Annotated in this window: 16 protein-coding genes, 1 tRNA gene and 2 pseudogenes; 4 read left to right on the top strand and 15 right to left on the bottom strand. The window is 62.6% G+C overall.

The window, feature by feature from the left end; translation table 11 throughout:
* The first annotated feature begins 40 nt into the window (after window positions 1–40).
* Window positions 41–565 carry a TIGR02281 family clan AA aspartic protease gene (locus tag RHSP_RS30440; RefSeq protein ID WP_004128174.1) on the top strand — a complete coding sequence of 175 codons (525 nt, stop codon included), beginning with the start codon at window positions 41–43 and terminating at the stop codon, window positions 563–565.
* A 52-nt stretch (window positions 566–617) separates the two neighbouring features.
* On the opposite strand, the gene deoA is transcribed toward RHSP_RS30440, so the two are convergent.
* From deoA to RHSP_RS30395, 9 genes are all read right to left on the bottom strand, one after another.
* Window positions 618–1,925, bottom strand: a complete 1,308-nt coding sequence (gene deoA, locus RHSP_RS30435; protein ID WP_037155412.1) for a thymidine phosphorylase — start codon at window positions 1,923–1,925, stop codon at window positions 618–620.
* A gap of 3 nt (window positions 1,926–1,928) precedes the next feature.
* Complete coding sequence (gene deoC / locus RHSP_RS30430; protein ID WP_004128169.1) at window positions 1,929–2,702, bottom strand: deoxyribose-phosphate aldolase; 774 nt, start codon at window positions 2,700–2,702, stop codon at window positions 1,929–1,931.
* The gene (locus tag RHSP_RS30425) at window positions 2,699–3,505 is read right to left on the bottom strand and encodes a purine-nucleoside phosphorylase (RefSeq protein ID WP_037155409.1); all 807 of its coding nucleotides are present in this window, start codon (window positions 3,503–3,505) and stop codon (window positions 2,699–2,701) included. The genes deoC and RHSP_RS30425 overlap by 4 nt, the downstream gene beginning before the upstream one ends.
* Complete coding sequence (locus RHSP_RS30420) at window positions 3,502–3,894, bottom strand: cytidine deaminase (protein ID WP_037155406.1); 393 nt, start codon at window positions 3,892–3,894, stop codon at window positions 3,502–3,504. Before RHSP_RS30420 ends, RHSP_RS30425 begins: the two co-directional genes overlap by 4 nt.
* A gap of 2 nt (window positions 3,895–3,896) precedes the next feature.
* Window positions 3,897–4,868, bottom strand: coding sequence for an ABC transporter permease (locus RHSP_RS30415; RefSeq protein WP_004128165.1), 972 nt, complete (start codon window positions 4,866–4,868; stop codon window positions 3,897–3,899).
* A gap of 10 nt (window positions 4,869–4,878) precedes the next feature.
* Entirely contained in the window at window positions 4,879–5,982 is a 1,104-nt protein-coding gene (locus RHSP_RS30410) for an ABC transporter permease (protein WP_004128164.1), read from the bottom strand.
* 7 nt (window positions 5,983–5,989) lie between these two features.
* Complete coding sequence (locus RHSP_RS30405) at window positions 5,990–7,501, bottom strand: ABC transporter ATP-binding protein (protein ID WP_004128162.1); 1,512 nt, start codon at window positions 7,499–7,501, stop codon at window positions 5,990–5,992.
* 81 nt (window positions 7,502–7,582) lie between these two features.
* Complete coding sequence (locus RHSP_RS30400; protein ID WP_037155403.1) at window positions 7,583–8,578, bottom strand: BMP family lipoprotein; 996 nt, start codon at window positions 8,576–8,578, stop codon at window positions 7,583–7,585.
* Window positions 8,579–8,950: 372 nt separating this feature from the next.
* Window positions 8,951–9,268, bottom strand: coding sequence for a hypothetical protein (locus tag RHSP_RS30395; protein ID WP_004128160.1), 318 nt, complete (start codon window positions 9,266–9,268; stop codon window positions 8,951–8,953).
* Window positions 9,269–9,501: 233 nt separating this feature from the next.
* Between RHSP_RS30395 and RHSP_RS30390 the strand changes: the two genes are divergently transcribed.
* Window positions 9,502–9,591 (top strand) — tRNA-Ser (locus RHSP_RS30390).
* A gap of 564 nt (window positions 9,592–10,155) precedes the next feature.
* Here the strand turns inward: RHSP_RS30390 and RHSP_RS36125 are convergent.
* The 6 genes and pseudogenes from RHSP_RS36125 to traA all read right to left on the bottom strand — a co-directional run.
* Window positions 10,156–11,196 (bottom strand): annotated as a pseudogene (locus RHSP_RS36125) (recombinase family protein); the annotation flags it as partial.
* 79 nt (window positions 11,197–11,275) lie between these two features.
* Window positions 11,276–11,608, bottom strand: a complete 333-nt coding sequence (locus RHSP_RS35790; protein ID WP_004128157.1) for a type II toxin-antitoxin system HicB family antitoxin — start codon at window positions 11,606–11,608, stop codon at window positions 11,276–11,278.
* On the bottom strand, window positions 11,605–11,859 hold the full coding sequence (locus tag RHSP_RS30370) for a type II toxin-antitoxin system HicA family toxin (protein ID WP_004128156.1): 255 nt from the start codon (window positions 11,857–11,859) through the stop codon (window positions 11,605–11,607). The genes RHSP_RS35790 and RHSP_RS30370 overlap by 4 nt, the downstream gene beginning before the upstream one ends.
* A gap of 65 nt (window positions 11,860–11,924) precedes the next feature.
* On the bottom strand, window positions 11,925–12,167 hold the full coding sequence (locus RHSP_RS35250) for a hypothetical protein (protein ID WP_004128144.1): 243 nt from the start codon (window positions 12,165–12,167) through the stop codon (window positions 11,925–11,927).
* A complete protein-coding gene (locus RHSP_RS30360) occupies window positions 12,157–12,375 on the bottom strand; it encodes a helix-turn-helix transcriptional regulator (protein ID WP_004128141.1) in 219 nt (72 codons plus the stop codon). Before RHSP_RS30360 ends, RHSP_RS35250 begins: the two co-directional genes overlap by 11 nt.
* Before the next feature lie 128 nt (window positions 12,376–12,503).
* A pseudogene (gene traA, locus RHSP_RS30355) lies at window positions 12,504–15,457 on the bottom strand (Ti-type conjugative transfer relaxase TraA).
* A 172-nt stretch (window positions 15,458–15,629) separates the two neighbouring features.
* Between traA and RHSP_RS30350 the strand changes: the two are divergent.
* A complete protein-coding gene (locus RHSP_RS30350; RefSeq protein WP_200863305.1) occupies window positions 15,630–15,956 on the top strand; it encodes a conjugal transfer protein TraD in 327 nt (108 codons plus the stop codon).
* Window position 15,957: 1 nt separating this feature from the next.
* Window positions 15,958–16,203, top strand: a complete 246-nt coding sequence (locus RHSP_RS30345) for a conjugal transfer protein TraD (RefSeq protein WP_004128125.1) — start codon at window positions 15,958–15,960, stop codon at window positions 16,201–16,203.
* Window positions 16,204–16,271: the final 68 nt, after the last annotated feature.

Raw genomic sequence — 16,271 nt, 5'->3', positions numbered from 1 at the left:
GGGCTTATACATGGCATGGCCCGCAGGAGGGGTCTTGCCGATGCTCGTTCGCGTTCTCGTTTTTGCCGGTATCATTGCCGCTGCGGCGACCCAAGTGCCTATCCTCGTGAACGAATACGGCAAAGCCGCTCAGAAGCCGGCTCCGGTACAAGTCGTTTCGCTTGCGCCGTCAAAGGTGGAGCCCCCGGTTTCCTACGGCAGCGTCTTGTTGCGCGCCGATGCGGGTGGGCACTATCAAAGTGATTTTACGATCAATGGCCGGCCGGTGCATGGCATGATCGATACCGGCGCGACCTATGTCACGATCAATGAAAGTACCGCGCGCAGCCTCGGCTTCAGCAGCGTCGATCTGGATTATCGCTATTCATTACAAACGGCAAACGGTACGTCTAAAGTCGCCTATGTCAAACTCGACCGCCTGGAAATCGGCACGATCCGGGTCCGCGATCTCGACGCCATGGTGGCAAAGGATAGCGCGCTGAGTACGACGCTAATCGGCATGAGCTTCATGAAGAAGTTGAACTCCTACGGAGTCCAGAACGGCGCGCTGCTCCTGAAGCAGTAGAACGCCCAGGAACTCACGAGGCCACCGCGCCGCCTTATGCCGCTGTTTCACGTCAAATCCGGCTGACAATGACAGGCGGCAAAACGGGTGCCGTATCGACGATACGATAATTAGCCGACAAATCAGCCGCAACCGTCTCCGCGCTCGCCTGATCTGCCGCATGAACGGTGGCAATGCGATCGCCCTTGCCGACCCTCGTGCCGAGCGGCAGGATATCGCTGAAGCCGACGCGGTGATCGATCTTGTCCTGCGGACGGCGACGGCCGCCACCGAGATCGATGACGCTCATGCCGACCCCTCGCGCATCGCAGGCACCGAGCCAGCCATCGGCAGCCGCAAGAACCGGCTTCTGCACCGGTGCGGCCACCAGATAACGATCCGGATGTTCAAGCAGATCCACAGGCCCGCCGAGATTATGCACCATGCGGCCGAAGACTTCCGCCGCCTTGCCGGATGCCAGCGCCTCGCGCGCCCTGCCCTCGGCCTCTGCCGAGCCGGCGGCAATGCCGGCCTGAACCAGCATTTCCGATGCGAAGGCGAGGACGACCGTCTCGAGCCGCGTGCCTGCCTTGTTCCCTCGCAGGAAATCCAGGCAGTTGCGAAGCTCGACCACATTGCCCGCCGCATCGGCCAAAGGCTGGTTCATGTCGGTGATCAGGGCAGAGGTCTTGACCCCTGCGCCGTTCGCCACCTCCACCAGCGAGCGCGCCAGCGTCTCGGCTTCTTCAAGCGAGGTCATGAAGGCGCCGCTGCCGATCTTGACGTCGAGCACCAAGGTTTCCAGCCCGGCCGCCAGCTTCTTCGACAGGATAGACGCGGTGATCAACGGCACGGAATCGACCGTCGCGGTGACGTCACGCACCGCATAGAGCTTGCCGTCGGCGGGCGCCAGAGCGCCGGTCTGGCCGATGATGGCGCAGCCCACCTCGTCGACCACCTTGCGGAAGCGGGCGGCATCCGGCGTGATGCCGTAGCCGGGAATGGATTCGAGCTTGTCGAGCGTTCCGCCAGTGTGACCGAGGCCACGGCCAGAAATCATCGGCACGGCGAGACCGCAGGCGGCGGCGATGGGAGCGAGCATCAGCGAGACATTGTCGCCGACGCCGCCCGTCGAGTGCTTGTCAGCAATCGGCCTTCCGATCCCTTCCCAGGAGAGCGTATCGCCGGAGCGGGCCATGGCCAGCGTCAGGGCCACCGTTTCCTCGCGCGTCATGCCGCGAAACCAGACGGCCATGGCAAAGGCGCCGATCTGGCTTTCGGCCAGTTCGCCGCGCCCCAATCCACCGATAAACGCATCAATATCGGCGGCTGAAAGCACAGCACCGTTACGCTTCTGCCGGATGATCTCCTGCGGGATCATGGATCAATAACCCGAAGACGCCGTCTTGGACTCTCCGCCGGCCAATACGTTGATGATGTCATCGAGCAGGCTCGACGCACCGAAGCGGAAGGTCGATGGCATGGCCCAGTCGGGCGCCATGATGGTCTCGGCAAGGCTCAGATAAAGAGCCGCGTCGGCAACCGAGCCGATGCCGCCAGCCGGCTTGAAGCCGACCTTGCGGCCGCTGGCACGGATTGCCCGCAGCATGATGTCAGCAGCTTCGAGCGTCGCATTGACGGCGACCTTGCCGGTGGAGGTCTTGATGAAATCGGAGCCGGCGTCGATGGCCAATTCCGAAGCGCGCCGGATCAGCGCGGCATCCTTGAGCTCGCCGGTTTCGAGGATGGTCTTCAGGATAACTGGCCCCGTGCACTCGGCCTTGACGGCAGTGACCATATCCGTGACGGCCTTTTCGTTGCCGGCCAACAATGCACGATAGGGAACGACCAGATCGATCTCGTCGGCGCCGTCGGCGATGGCTTCACGGGCTTCGGCTGCTACGTCGGCCACTTCCATGCCGCCGCCCGGAAAATTCACCACCGTCGCGATCTTCACCGCATGATCGGTGCCGAGAATGCCGCGTGCCTGCGCGACGAAGCGCGGCCAGATGCAGATGGCGGCGGTATTGCCATAGGGCGATTGCGCGCGGGCGCACAGCGCCTCGATCTGGGCAGGCGTGCAATCGTCCTTGAGATTGGTCAGATCGAGAAGGGAAAGCGCAACGGCCGCCGTTTCTCTCACGGAATGGCTTGTCATTGTGGATCTCCTTCGTCCGCAATCATCTCTTTCAGAATGGCGGCGAGACGTGCGCCACCGACCGGAGCCATGTCTTTTGTCTCGTCATGCGAGAGCTCGCCACCGGTCATGCCAGCACCATAGTTAGTGATGACGGAGGCAGCGGCAACCCTCAGACCGAAAAGACGCGCCAGAATGACTTCCGGCACGGTCGACATGCCGACGGCATCGGCGCCCAGGATACGCGCCATGCGGATCTCCGCCGGCGTTTCGAAACTCGGTCCCGAAAACCACATATAGACGCCGTGCGACAGCTTGATCTCAGCCTTGTCCGCCGCTTTGCGCATACGCATGATCAGGTCGGTGTCATAGGCGCTGGTCATGCCGACGAAGCGCTTGTCGCTCTCCTCGCCGATCAGCGGGTTCATGCCGGAATAGTTGATGTGGTCGGTAATCTGCATCACCGATCCCGGCGGCATCTCCTCGCGCAGCGACCCAGCCGAGTTCGTCAGGATCAGCGTATCGACGCCGAGGGCCTTCAAGGTCTCGATCGGCGTGCGCATGGCATTGGCATCGCCCTTTTCGTAATAGTGCACCCGGCCCGACATCATGATGACCGGGATATCGCCGAGCTTGCCGGCAACCAGCGTACCGGCATGGCCGGAGACGGCACTGACTGGGAAGCCGGGCAGATCCGCATAGGGAATGCGCAGGGCGTCAGCGACTTGATCGACCAGCGAGCCGAGGCCGGAGCCGAGGATGACGCTGTAGCGCGGCTTCAGCTCGCCGAGCTTTTCCTTGAGGATGTCGACGGCCTCACTCATCCGAGTATCTCGGTTTCGAAGCTGAAGGGGAGCATCTCGTCCATGGTCATGGCCTTCTTCACGCCGGTTTCGTCGCAAAGATAGATCCGTGTCTCCTTGCTGGCAAATTCGGCGATCTTCTGCCTGCAGCCGCCGCAAGGCGGGCAGAGCGGCAGCTTCTCGGCGATGACGGCCATTTCGACGATCTTCTTGGCGCCGGCCATGATCATATGGCTGATCGCAGTCGGCTCGGCGCACCAGCCCTGCGGAAAGGACAGGTTCTCGATGTTGGCGCCGGTATAGATCTTGCCGTCTTCGGCGCGGATGGCCGCGCCGACGGGAAATTTCGAATAGGGGGCATGGGCGAAGGCCATCGCTCCGCGAGCGGCCTCGAACAGATCATGCGACATGGTCAGCGCTCCTTGGTATAGGGCACGCCACCGGCCTTCGGGGGCTTGGCGACGCCGATAAAGCCTGCAAGCAGGATGCAGGTGAGGATATAGGGCAGCGCCTGGAAAATCTGTACCGGAACTTCACCAATGCCCGGGACCGCCTTGCCCTGCATGAAGTTCGCAAAGGCATCGAGGAAGCCGAATAGGAGGCAGGTAAACATGACCGGCACCGGCTTCCACTTGGCGAAGATCAGCGCGGCGAGCGCGATATAGCCCTTGCCCGCCGACATGTTGTTGATGAAGGCGGCCGACTGGGCAATGGCAAGATAGGTGCCGGAGAAGCCGCAGAGAATGCCGGCGACGATCAGCGAGCGATAGCGCAGCCACTCGACCGAGATGCCGGCAGTATCGACGGCGCCTGGATTTTCACCGACGGCACGCAATCGCAGACCGAAGCGGGTGCGATAGAGGATCCACCAGGAAATCGGCACGGCAATGAAAGCAAGGTAGGTCAGGACATTGTTGCCGGAGATGACATTGGCGTAGAGCGGCCCGATGATGGGCACGCCGCGGATCGCATCGGCGCCCGGCAGGGTGATGGCGGAAAAGCGCGCGGTGCCGGGCAGCGTCGGCGTGCGGCCGCCCTGCCCGAACCAGGCCTGGCCCAAAACGATGGTCAACCCGGCGGTCAGGAAATTGATCGCGACGCCTGAGACGATCTGGTTGCCGCGATTGGTGATCGAGGCAAAACCATGCAGCAGACCGAGGATGACCGAAACGACGATCCCGGCGCCGAGACCGGCCCAGGGCGAGCCGCTGATCGAGGCGACGCAGGCCGCAGCGAAGGCCGAGGCCAGCATCTTGCCTTCAAGGCCGATGTCGAAGATGCCGGCGCGCTCGGAAAACAGGCCGGCCAGCGCGGTAAAGATCAGCGGAATCGACAGGCGGATCGTCGAGCCAAATATGCTGATGAGGAGCTCATAATATTCCATCGTTTGGTCCTCACGCCCTGGCGAATGACTGGTAGATACGCGCAAACGCGGGTCGGAACATATATTCCAGCGCCCCGGCGAACAGGATGACGAGACCCTGGATCACCACGATCATATCGCGCGTGATGTTCGGCATATCGAAGGAGAGCGCATCACCGCCCTGATAGAGGATGCCGAACAGGACCGCCGCCAGGATGATGCCGAATGGATGGTTGCGACCCATCAGCGACACGGCGATGCCGACGAAACCGGCACCGAGCACGAATTCAACCTGCAGGCGCGCGGAGGCGCCCATGACCGGATTGAGTGACATCATGCCGGCGAGACCGCCTGAGATCAGCATGGCGATGACGACCGTGCGGGCATAGGGAATGCCGGCATAGACCGCAGCCGTCGGGCTGAGGCCGAGGGTGCGCATTTCATAGCCGAGCTTGGTGCGCCAGACGAGCACCCAAACGAGGAAGCACATGACCAGCGCGATCAGGAAGGACACGTTAAGCGGCGCTGCACCGATGGTCGAGCCGAAAATGTTCATCAGCCAATCGAGCTTGGGCAGCTGGCCGCCCGCCAGGAAGGTGCGGGTTTCAGGCGCCATCTTGCCCGGCACGATCAGCACATGCACCAGCAGGAAGTTCATCATCGCCGACGCGATGAAGTTGAACATGATTGTCGTGATGACGACATGGCTGCCGCGCTTGGCCTGCAGCCAGGCCGGAATGAAGGCCCAGAGTGCGCCGAAGAACGCAGCGCCGATCACCGCGAAGGGCATCGTCACGTACCAGGGCACATACTTGTCCAGCGTCAGTGCCACCAGCGCACAGCCGAGACCGCCGACATAGGCCTGGCCTTCCGAGCCGATGTTGAACAGGCCGGCATGGATGGCGACGGCGACCGAAAGGCCGGTGAAGATGAAGCTCGTGGCATAATAGAGGGTGAAGCCGATGCCCTCGCCGCTGCCGAGAGCGCCCTGCAGCAGCAGGACAAGCGCGTCGAGCGGGCTCTCGCCGATGAACCAGACGACAAGACCCGATATCAGGAAAGCAACGATCAGGTTGAGAAAGGGGATCAGACCGTAGTTGATCCAATTGGGGAGCGGTACGGAAGCCGTGCTCATATACGCCTCACGCGGCAATGCCGGCCATCATCAGGCCGAGTGTTTGTTCACCGGCCTCAGCCGACTTTTCACCGACGATGTGGCCGGCGAACATGACGAGGATACGGTCCGAAAGCGCACGGATCTCATCCAGCTCCACTGAAACCAGCAGGATAGCCTTGCCGGCGTCGCGCATCTCGATGATGCGGCGATGGATGAACTCGATGGCGCCGATATCGACGCCGCGCGTCGGCTGACCGATCAGCAGAGCCTGCGGATCGCGCTCGATTTCGCGGGCGACGACGATCTTCTGCTGGTTGCCGCCGGAGAAATTGGCGGTCTTCAGCCGCGCATTCGGCGGGCGGATATCGTATTTCTCGATCTTCTCGATGGCATCCTTGCGCATGGCATCGAGATCGAGCATGGCGCCGCGCCCATATTTGCGGTCGCGGTGATAGCCGAGCATGGAATTCTCATATTCCTCGAACTTGAGGACGAGGCCCATATGGTGGCGATCTTCCGGAATGTGGGCAAGGCCGAGTTCGCGCAGCGCTGCGGGATCGGCATTGCCGATCGGTTTGCCATGCAGAAGGATTTCGCCGGACGCCGGCTTGCGGATGCCGGCGATGGCCTCCAGCAGCTCGGACTGGCCGTTGCCGGCAACGCCGGCAATGCCGACGATCTCGCCGGCGCGGACATCGAAGGAGACGTTGTCGACCATGGTGACGCCGCGGCCGTCCTTGACGGTAAGGTTGCGCACCGACAGGAGGATTTCGCCCGGATTGGCAGCGCCCTTTTCCACGCGCAGGAGCACGCGGCGGCCGACCATCAACTCGGCGAGCTCCTCGACGGTGGTTTCCGCCGTTTTGCGGGTCGCGACCATCTCGCCGCGGCGCATGACGGATACCGTATCGGTGATCGCCATGATTTCGCGCAGCTTGTGAGTGATGAGGATGATCGTCTTGCCCTGATCACGCAGCACGCGGAGAATGCGGAAGAGATTGTCGGCTTCGGCCGGCGTCAGAACGCCGGTGGGCTCATCGAGAATGAGGATCTCGGCGCCGCGATACATGGCCTTCAGAATTTCGACGCGCTGCTGCTGGCCGACGGGAAGCTCTTCGATCAACGCGTCCGGATCGACATCCAGGCCGTAATCCTTCTCCAGCCGGGTAAGTTCGGCGCGCGCTGCGACGACGCCCTTGGCGAGAAGCGCGCCGCCTTCGGCGCCCAGCATCACATTTTCAAGGACGGTGAAATTGTCGACCAGCATGAAGTGCTGGTGCACCATGCCGATGCCGGCTGATATCGCCGTCTGGCTGTCACGGATGGCGATCGGGTTGCCGTTGATGCGGATCTCGCCGCTGTCGGCATGATAGAAGCCGTAGATGATCGACATCAGGGTCGATTTCCCGGCACCGTTTTCGCCGATGATCCCGTGGATCGAGCCTTTGGCGACGGTCAGGTTGATATCTTTATTGGCGTGGACGGCACCGAACTTCTTGTCGATGCCCACGAGCTCGATGGCAGGGATTTGGCTCACTATGAGAGGCTCCAGAAACCGGATTCCGGATAAGAAAAGGGCGTATGACGGTTTGCTTCGTCATACGCCCTTGTTTCATTATCAGCTCTTCGGGCAGGCGTTGTCGGCCGTATAATCGTGGACCTTGACGGTGCCAGCGACGATATCAGCCTTTGCCTTGTCGACCGCAGCCTTGATTTCCGGCGTGACGAGCGGCTTGTTGTTGTCATCCATGGCAACGCCGACGCCGTCTTCCTTCAGGCCAAGCTCCTGGGTGCCGGGCGTGAACTTGCCGTTCTTGGCATCGCTGAAGGCGTTGTAGACGGCGAGGTCGACACGCTTGACGACGGAGGTGAGAACGGAACCCGGATGCAGGTAGTTCTGGTTGCTATCGACGCCGATCGACAGCTTCTTGTTGTCGGCAGCCGTCTGCAGCACGCCGAGACCGGTAGCACCGGCAGCTGCGTAAACGACGTCGGCACCCTGGTCGATCTGGTTCTTGGTGAGTTCGCCGCCGCGAACCGGGTCGTTCCAGGCGGCACCGGTCGTGCCGGTCATGTTCTGGAAGACTTCGATCTTCGGATTTGCGGCGCGTGCACCCAGCTCGTAGCCACATTCGAACTTGCGGATCAGCGGGATGTCCATGCCGCCGACGAAGCCGACCTTGCCGGTCTTCGATGCGAGGGCAGCCATGACGCCAGCGAGATAGGAGCCTTCATTTTCCTTGAACTTGACCGAGCGAACGTTCGGCAGATCGAGGCTGTCGTCGATCAGCACGAATTCAGTCTTCGGATATTCGGCAGCAACCTTCTGGAGAGCCGAGGTCCAGGCGAACGAGACGGCGATGACCGGATTGAAGCCCTTGCTGGCGAAGTTGCGCAGCGCCTGCTCGCCCTGGGTGTCGCCCGTCGGCTCGAAGTCGCGGTAAGCGATGCCGGTTTCCTTCTTGAACTTTTCAGCGCCGTTATAGGCGGCTTCGTTGAAGGACTTGTCGAACTTGCCACCGGTTCCGTAGACGATTGCCGGCTTGATGTCGGCCGCAAGCGCCGTCGCCGACATGGCAGCCAAGGCAAAAAGGGTCAGAAGGGATTTTTTCATGTGTCGCAGCCCTGTTGTTGCTATCTTGTTGGGTCCTCCCGCAAGCCCGTTGACCGGGCATGTCTGCGGAACCGCTGACCTCCCCCGAGGCCAAGCTGGCGTGCATCCTTGCATGGCTGCACGAAAAATTCACGAGAAATTTTTCAGTTGGTAAAGATTTGTGGGAACTGGTGAAAACCTGTCCAAATGACCCATTTTTTAAACAATTTCGGCCTCAAACTGCAATTTAATCAGCCAATCGGATGGGCATTTGTCGGTCTGCAACCGGTATTTAGACCCCCGGTATCGCTCCAGCAAACCTATTCGGCATGCCGCTTCGTCTGGAGCCAAATCCTCCGAATGGCACAGGATGAAAGGGTGGTCTCAGGCCACTCACGCGCCTAGCCGGCCCGCAAGCGGCGGCCGCTTGTAGGCGACCATCCACAGCAGCAGCGAGATGATCAGGAACACGGCAAAAGCCGGCTGAAACAACAGCCACTGCATCGCCATGTCATAAAAACGCGGATGAACATAATAGGAGATCGCCGAGCGAACCGTCGCCAGCGATGACGGGCTGACGTCGTTCCAGGCATCGCCCATCGGGGTCAACACCACGGCAGAGGCAGCAACAGACTGGATGGAATCGATGGTTCCGGCAATGACCGCAACCACCAGCGCGACGAGGCTGGCAAAACGTAACAGGAAACGCATGACTTCCTCCGGATACTCATTACAGCCGGCCCAAAAGAGCCGATCCGTCCAACGCCGCCGCATCTATTTTCTTAAATAAGTTGGGTGCGAAACAAGCGCAATGGGGATGAGAAACAGAGTTTTGCGCCGACAAGTCAAAAATCTGTCAGATTCGGGTTGATTGCCGGAAATTCATCGGTATATATCGCGGCCGTTCCGACGATTTGCTTCCTGACCGGGTGCGAAACGCCAAAGGACAGGTGGCCGAGTGGTTTAAGGCGCACGCCTGGAACGCGTGTGTACGTGAAAGCGTACCGAGGGTTCGAATCCCTCCCTGTCCGCCACTTCAGTCCCTGTGTGGGCACGGCGTTTACGCCGCCGCCCGCGACCAGCGTCTGGAGCAGCCGAGACTTCGATCCCATGATACGAACCTCGCCGTCTGCAACTTCGACGCGCTGGGCGAGCGCGCGCAGATGATCGCGGCGATAGCCGCCGCCTTCGAGGCGGATGCGCTGGCGTGCGGTCTTGGCCAGGGTCCGGACCATCTGAGGCGTCACGGCCTTGGCACCTGAGTTTTCGAGCATGGCCTGTGCCCGTTCCGCATCGACTTTGGCCTGATCGCGAATGGCCTTGAGGCCGTCGATGCGGTCTTTCAGCGCCGGGTCGTCCAGATCGGCCACGCCCGCCTCGATGGCGTCGTAGAGGCGTTTCAGGCGCAATTCCGATTCGGTGGAGCGCTTGGTCAGTTCGGCGATATGCTCACGGCGACGGTCGGATTGCTCCTGCCTGCGGTCGAGAACGCTGGCGAGGATCGTTTCCAGCCTCTCAGGTTGGAGCAGCTGGCTTTCCAGATGGCCGGCGACCAGATCGTCCAGCTTCTCCATCGGCACGGCCATGCCCGCGCAGGCGGTCGGCCCCTGCCGGGCTTTCATCGAACAGGCATAGTAGCGGTAGCGGCCACCCTTGCCGGTGCGGATGGTCATGGCTCCGCCGCACTTGGCGCAGTGAATCAGGCCGGTGAGCAGGGTCGGGCCGCTGATGACGGCGGAGGGCGTCACTCTGGGATGCCGCGCCTTGAGCAACGCCTGCACGGTGTCGAACGTTTCGCGGTCGATGATCGGCGGCACTGGAACCATCACGATCTCGCTGACCGGCTTCAGTTCCTTGGACTTGCTGCGCTTGTTGAACTCGTGCTCGCCCATATAGGTGCGGCGGGTCAGGATACGGTGAATCTGCCCGATGCCCCAACGCCCGCCGTCGCGGGTGAAGATGCGGTTGCGGTTCAGGTAGCTAACGATGTTCTTCACGCCCATCTGGCCGGTTTTGCCGTCACCTTCCAGGGCGAGCCGATAGATCAGCCGCACGGTGTCAGCGTGGAGCGGGTCGATCTCGAGCTTCTTCTTGGTCTTGGCTCCGCGCTGCTCGGCCGCGACCACGCGATAGCCGATCGGGGGAAGCGAGCCGTTCCAGAAGCCTTGCCGAGCGTTCTCCTTCAAGGCGCGGATGACGTGCTTGGCGTTCTCCTTGGACTGGTACTCGTCGAACAGCGCCATGATCTGGCGCATCATCAAGTGCATGGGGTCATCGCCCATTTCCTGCGTGATGGAGACGAGCTTGACCCCGTTCTTCGCCAGCTTGCGGACGTAGAACTCAAGCTCGAAATGGTCGCGGAAGAAACGCGAGAACGAGTGGACCACGACGATATCGAAGGGCGCGGGCTTGGACGTGCCCGCCTCGATCATGCGCTGGAATTCGGGGCGGCGGTCGTTGATGGCCGATGCACCCGGCTCCACGAAGGTCTCGACAAGCTGATAGCCGCGCGAGACGCAATAGGCTTCGCCCTGCCGCTTCTGGTCGGGAATGGAGACATCATGCTCAGCCTGTCTCGCAGTCGAGACACGCAGATAGAGCGCGGCGCGCAAGGGGACTGTGGAAGCGGAAGCGGTCATGCTCGGTCTCCTTTTCAAGCAAGGTCAGGAACCGAACGACTCGGCCTCGCGTGAGTGCGCCCGAGGCGCGGCGTTCTCGTTATTCAGCGGCTTCCCTGATCGCGCCCACAATCCATTCATTCAGGCTCTTACCCGCCGCCGCAGCCGCAATGACCGCCGCCGCATGGTCGTCAGGATCAAGGCGGACATTGAACTTGCCGGAGAATTTCCGGCGCGGCTCGATCCCCTTTTCCCGGCACATCTCAAGATAAACGGCCAGTGACTTTCGGCCTTCCTCGACCAGGGCGTGGACGCTTTCAGCATAGAAGTCGGCACCGCCATTCAGGCCGACAAACTCGCCGCGCAGCATCTGAATCTCGGGGTCAAAGGCGATAACTGCCTTTTCGCCGTTGATGTCGATTACGTTGTTCATGGCCTTACTCCGTGTTCGTCCAGCCATTTGCGAATGCTGGCGACCGCGCCTTTGTCCGTATCCGGCGAAGGATGCGGGCGGTGGAAGACGCGCACTTCGCCAAACAGGAAGACGCCTATTCGCGACCCCTCCCGCTCGCTGATCTCTGCTCCGAGAGCGCCAAACAGCGCCTCGATATCCGCCCAGCGGATGGACCCGCTGACTGGCCGGGCAAAGATGGATTCGAGCGTGGCCCGGTGACGCTTCTTCATGAGAATTCCAGTATCATTAATTAGTACCATTTTCAAGGTCAAAGTCTGGCTTTCCATGGGGCCGCTCAGGAATTTGATCCGAACAACTCATCGAACAGGTCGCCGAACCATTGCTCGAACACCTCGATCTCGGCCTCGGTGACCGGAACGGGATCGGGCCAGTCGTCGGTCACGGTCCAGGTGGACAGGTCGTGCTTGGGCGGCCTGCCGGGAAAGGGCCACGGATAGCCCAACAGTTGCTCAATCTGCTCCGATGCGGTCGGCGGCCGGATGCGCCGGGAACGACGCGCGGCGCGATCAGAGGTCATCGAAGTTGAACTCGTTCCTCGGACGCCACCTGACCGGATCGGCGACCCATCGGTCGATGTCGGATTCCCGCCACCCCGCGCCGTTGGTGCTGATCTTCAGCTGGGCCGGGAACGTGCCCTCGGCGATCTTGCGGTAGATGGTGGATCGGGAAAGACCCGTCCGGTCGCGGACGGTATCGAGGCGGATGATACGGTCTGGTTGGCGCATGGTCGCGCTGCCTCCTGCTGGCTGCTTCTGGATGCGGATGAGCCAGACAGGACAGGCGTTTGCGCGCGCGCAAGAGGGTTCAAAGCACCGGCGTAGCGTGGCGTTGCAAAGGTAAGAAATCGGATGGTCTACAGGCCCAGCCCTCGGCCGAGCGAGTAGTCGATGCCGTGGCTGGAGGCCAATTCCCGCCCAAGACTGCGGCCCGAGTCGAACGAGATGCCGAGTTCGCGTTTGCGGTTCGCGAGGATCGATTCAAGCTGGGGATCGCGTTCGAGGCTGCGCGCCATGTCGCCCATGGCGCGGCGGGAGGCGTGATAGCCGTTGTAGTTGCCGCCCTGATATTGCGCCAGGCTGTCGCGGTCGAGTTTCTGCCAGCGCTCCACGAAGCGGTCAGCCCGCAGATTCAACTCGCGGGCGGGATCGGTGCGCAGTTCGGTTTCGAGCTGAAGGGCGCGAACGGTGCGGTTGATCTGGCCGCGCGCCGCCTCGCTGACTAGTCCGGGGTTCTTGGCGTACGCTTCTTCGGCGTCGCGCCAGCCGTAGGGCCGAACCGCCTCGAAGGCTTTGCGGGCGTCGTTCAATTCGCGCGTCTGCGCCGGGGCAATCATGCCATCGGGGCTCGGGGTGGTGGCGATCGCGTCCACGGCGCGGGCATGACGAATGAGCGCATCGGTTCTCGCCTTGCGCGCCACGGCTTCGGGGTCCGCCGGTACGTCCCTTTGCGCCACCTTCCTTTCCGGGGTTTCCCGTTCCGGCCCCTGTCCGCCATCGACAGGCAGGCGCAAGCCGTCGAACATGCCGCGCACCTTCTCGGGCACTTGCCTGACGATCTCGACAACGAGCTCGATACGCTCGCGGAAAGTGATGCCACGCCGCTCTGCATAGGCGCGGGCGGGTTCGTAATCGGTGGTCATGTCCTTGGCGCGGTCGCGGCCAAGCGTGCGGACAAGCCGGTTCTCGTCGGCGAAGTCGTCACGGCCATAATGCAGGTCCATACCGTCGCGATGCCGTGACAGGGCGACATAGCTGCCATGGGCGTCCATGCCCGGCGTCGCCAGCACATGGGCGCGGTCCACCGTCATCCCCTGCGCCTTGTGGATGGTGGCGGCATAGCCGTGGTCGATGCGGTTATAATCCTTGAGGTCGAACGCGACGTTGCGCCCGTCGTCGGTGCGCACCGACATGCTTTGCGGGCTGACCTGCTCGATGGTGCCGAGCGTGCCGTTCTTCACGCCAAGGCCGCGCTCGTTTTGCAGGAACATCACGCGGTCGCCGCTGGCAAAGTCGCGCGCGCCGCGTTCGGCGGTGACAAGCACGTCCGCGCCAAGATCGCCGGCCTCCCGCATCCGTCCGCGCGCCGCCTCATTGAGTTCGCGCACCTCGTCATTGGTGTGGGTGAGGATGATGCGGGAGGCGTCCGGCTTCGCTTGCCGGTCGCGGTCCCAGCGGTCGATCAGTTCGCCGCGCGCCTGCTCGCGCGTCTCGGCGGCGTGCACCATGTCATGGGCGTCATAGGCATGATCGCAGCGCCGGTTCGGCCCGTCGCCAGATCGCGCGTGGCGTCACGCTGCCAGTCCTCATGCTGGCGGCGGACGGCGGCGATTTCGACGCCGCCGTGACGTTCATGGATCGAGCGGAAGGCCGCGCCGGCTTCGATGGATTGCAGCTGCTGGGGATCGCCGACCAGCACCACCTTTGCGCCGACATCCGCTGCGTGGGACAGCACGCGCTCCAACTGCCGCGTGCCAACCATGCCCGCCTCTTCGATCACCAGAACATCGCGCGTGGTGAGCAGGTCGCAGCCCTGTTGCCAGCCATGTTCCATGCTGGCGATAGTGCGTGACGCGATACCGGAACCGTTCTCCAGTCCCTCGGCGGCGATGCCCGAAAGGGCCGCGCCGCGCACGGCGTAACCGGCTTCCTCCCAAGCCTCGCGCGCGACGCCGAGCATGGCGCTTTTCCCCGTACCGGCATAGCCGATGACCACGCCCAGATCGCGTCCATCGGTGGCATGACGGAACGCATCGGCCTGCTCGCCGGAGAGGACCAGGCCGCGACCCGCCGCACGGGCTAAAGCGCGGTCCCGGTCGCTGTCCGATACCCGGTGCAAGTCGCGCTCGGCCATCATCCGCGCGGCGTGGCTCAGGCGCTGCTCGACCGCGATCATCTCGCGTCAGGTGAAGCGATCCTGGCCGCGTCCGTCCTGACCGAGTTCGACCAGATCGGGCGAGGATTTGACCGCGCTCATCACTTCATTGAACTGATCCAGCCCGTCGCTGTGGCGGTGGACGAACTTCGCCAGATCGCGCGTCGTAAACGTCGCTTGGCTGTGAGTGATCGCGTCGAGCACGACGGACGGATCGGCGATGATCCGCTGGCCATTCTCGCGGGCGATGCGGCGATGATCCTCGGCGCGGTCGGCCTCAAGCCCTGCGGCCTCCATGCGCTGCGCGGGCGCGCCGATCTTGGTCTGCGGCTCAAGATCGATGCCCTGCGCCTCAAGGCTGCGATGGTCGATCCGTGCGTCGATATCGAGTTCGGCCAACCGCTCGTTGACATGCCCGGCCCAGCGTTCGCGCCAGCGCTCCACCAGTTCCGTGCGGTTCCACTCCCGCACCTTCTGGCCAAAGCCGTTCTCGTCCACCGAGCGCATCGTCAGCATGACATGCGCGTGGGGCTTCGCGCTGCCGTCCGCGTCCACGTCCCAATGGACATTGAGGTCGGCGATCATGCCCTGATCGACAAACTCGCTGGCCATGAAGTCGCGGGCGAGTTCGATGCCCTGCGTCTGTGACATCTCGCGCGGGATGGCGAATTCCACCTCGCGGCAAAGCTGGGCGTCCTTCCGCTTTTCGAACGCCTCGACATCGTTCCACAGCCGCTCGCGGTCGGACCATTGCTCCGGCACGTTCTCCGGCAGCATGACCTCGGAATGGACGACGCCGGGCTTGTTCGTGAAGTCGTGGTCGCGCCCAAGGCGTTCGTCGGCCAGCCGCGAGCCGGAGCGATAGGCGGCGGCAGCGACAGCGGAACGGCCAGTCGAGCGCGAGATGACTTGGACGGAGAAGTGGTAGATCGCCATGGCGACCGACCAGATACTGCTCTTAAGCGCACGTCGGAACGACGTATAAGCGCGCCCTCAAAATGAAATTCTCGGGACTGCTCGCGCGGTGCCAGACCGTCCCGGTGACATTACTGCATTTGGCGCATCGCTCCACTACGCTTTCTCCATCGACACAACGATAGAGGACATGATGCGTAAACCGCGAGACTTTGACGCCGAACTGAAAGCGCTTGAGGACAAGGCCAAAGACCTGAAGACGCGCAAGGTGCAGCAACTCGGCGAACTGGTCATCGCTACGGGAGCCGACGATCTCAGCGCCGACGAACTGGCGGGCGCGCTCGTCGCCATCGCCGAGACGAAGGACGCCGGCAAGAGGGAGGCGTGGGCAAAGCGCGGCGCGGCGTTCTTTCAAGGGCGGACGCAGCGATCTGCTCGGGCAAATGATCGCGACGATAGCCGCAATCCGACGCAACGGGTCAGCGCGCAACCGGCATCAGGCGGCACGGGCGCGCAATGACATGCGGACATGGCAGGTCGAGCGCCGCAAGCGCACCCGGCACCTGATCGAACTTGGCGGCCTCGTCGCCAAAGCCAGGATCGTGGACCTGACCGGTGACGACCGGGCCGTGATCTACGGCGTGATGCTCTGGATGGCTGACAAGCTTAAAAGCGAGGATGGCGAACGGGCGCGGCAGCTATGGGCCGGAAAGGGGAAAGAGGCGTTCGCGGCGCAGCGGCCAGCAAGCGCGCATGACGGCATTTGATCGCAGCAGAACCGGGCGTGACCGGTGGCGGGCGGCGCGGAGACCGCACATATCGCAGCGCCGCCCGC

Origin of the sequence: Rhizobium freirei PRF 81 (assembly GCF_000359745.1) — a bacterium.
In the GTDB taxonomy this organism is placed as follows: domain Bacteria; phylum Pseudomonadota; class Alphaproteobacteria; order Rhizobiales; family Rhizobiaceae; genus Rhizobium; species Rhizobium freirei.
The sequence above is the reverse complement of the archived record's forward strand: the minus strand, read 5'-3'. Positions and strand labels throughout refer to the sequence as shown.

Bases quoted from the DNA above. Each gene is read 5' to 3' on its own strand.
- deoC (WP_004128169.1), bottom strand. From the start codon at position 2,702: ATGACAAGCCATTCCGTGAGAGAAACGGCGGCCGTTGCGCTTTCCCTT.
- deoA (WP_037155412.1), bottom strand. From the start codon at position 1,925: ATGATCCCGCAGGAGATCATCCGGCAGAAGCGTAACGGTGCTGTGCTT.
- RHSP_RS30440 (WP_004128174.1), top strand. From the start codon at position 41: ATGCTCGTTCGCGTTCTCGTTTTTGCCGGTATCATTGCCGCTGCGGCG.
- RHSP_RS30400 (WP_037155403.1), bottom strand. From the start codon at position 8,578: ATGAAAAAATCCCTTCTGACCCTTTTTGCCTTGGCTGCCATGTCGGCG.
- RHSP_RS30370 (WP_004128156.1), bottom strand. From the start codon at position 11,859: ATGAAGAAGCGTCACCGGGCCACGCTCGAATCCATCTTTGCCCGGCCA.
- RHSP_RS30415 (WP_004128165.1), bottom strand. From the start codon at position 4,868: ATGGAATATTATGAGCTCCTCATCAGCATATTTGGCTCGACGATCCGC.
- RHSP_RS30410 (WP_004128164.1), bottom strand. From the start codon at position 5,982: ATGAGCACGGCTTCCGTACCGCTCCCCAATTGGATCAACTACGGTCTG.
- RHSP_RS30420 (WP_037155406.1), bottom strand. From the start codon at position 3,894: ATGTCGCATGATCTGTTCGAGGCCGCTCGCGGAGCGATGGCCTTCGCC.
- RHSP_RS30395 (WP_004128160.1), bottom strand. From the start codon at position 9,268: ATGCGTTTCCTGTTACGTTTTGCCAGCCTCGTCGCGCTGGTGGTTGCG.
- RHSP_RS35790 (WP_004128157.1), bottom strand. From the start codon at position 11,608: ATGAACAACGTAATCGACATCAACGGCGAAAAGGCAGTTATCGCCTTT.
- RHSP_RS30425 (WP_037155409.1), bottom strand. From the start codon at position 3,505: ATGAGTGAGGCCGTCGACATCCTCAAGGAAAAGCTCGGCGAGCTGAAG.
- RHSP_RS30345 (WP_004128125.1), top strand. From the start codon at position 15,958: ATGCGGACATGGCAGGTCGAGCGCCGCAAGCGCACCCGGCACCTGATC.
- RHSP_RS30360 (WP_004128141.1), bottom strand. From the start codon at position 12,375: ATGCGCCAACCAGACCGTATCATCCGCCTCGATACCGTCCGCGACCGG.
- RHSP_RS35250 (WP_004128144.1), bottom strand. From the start codon at position 12,167: ATGACCTCTGATCGCGCCGCGCGTCGTTCCCGGCGCATCCGGCCGCCG.
- RHSP_RS30350 (WP_200863305.1), top strand. From the start codon at position 15,630: ATGCGTAAACCGCGAGACTTTGACGCCGAACTGAAAGCGCTTGAGGAC.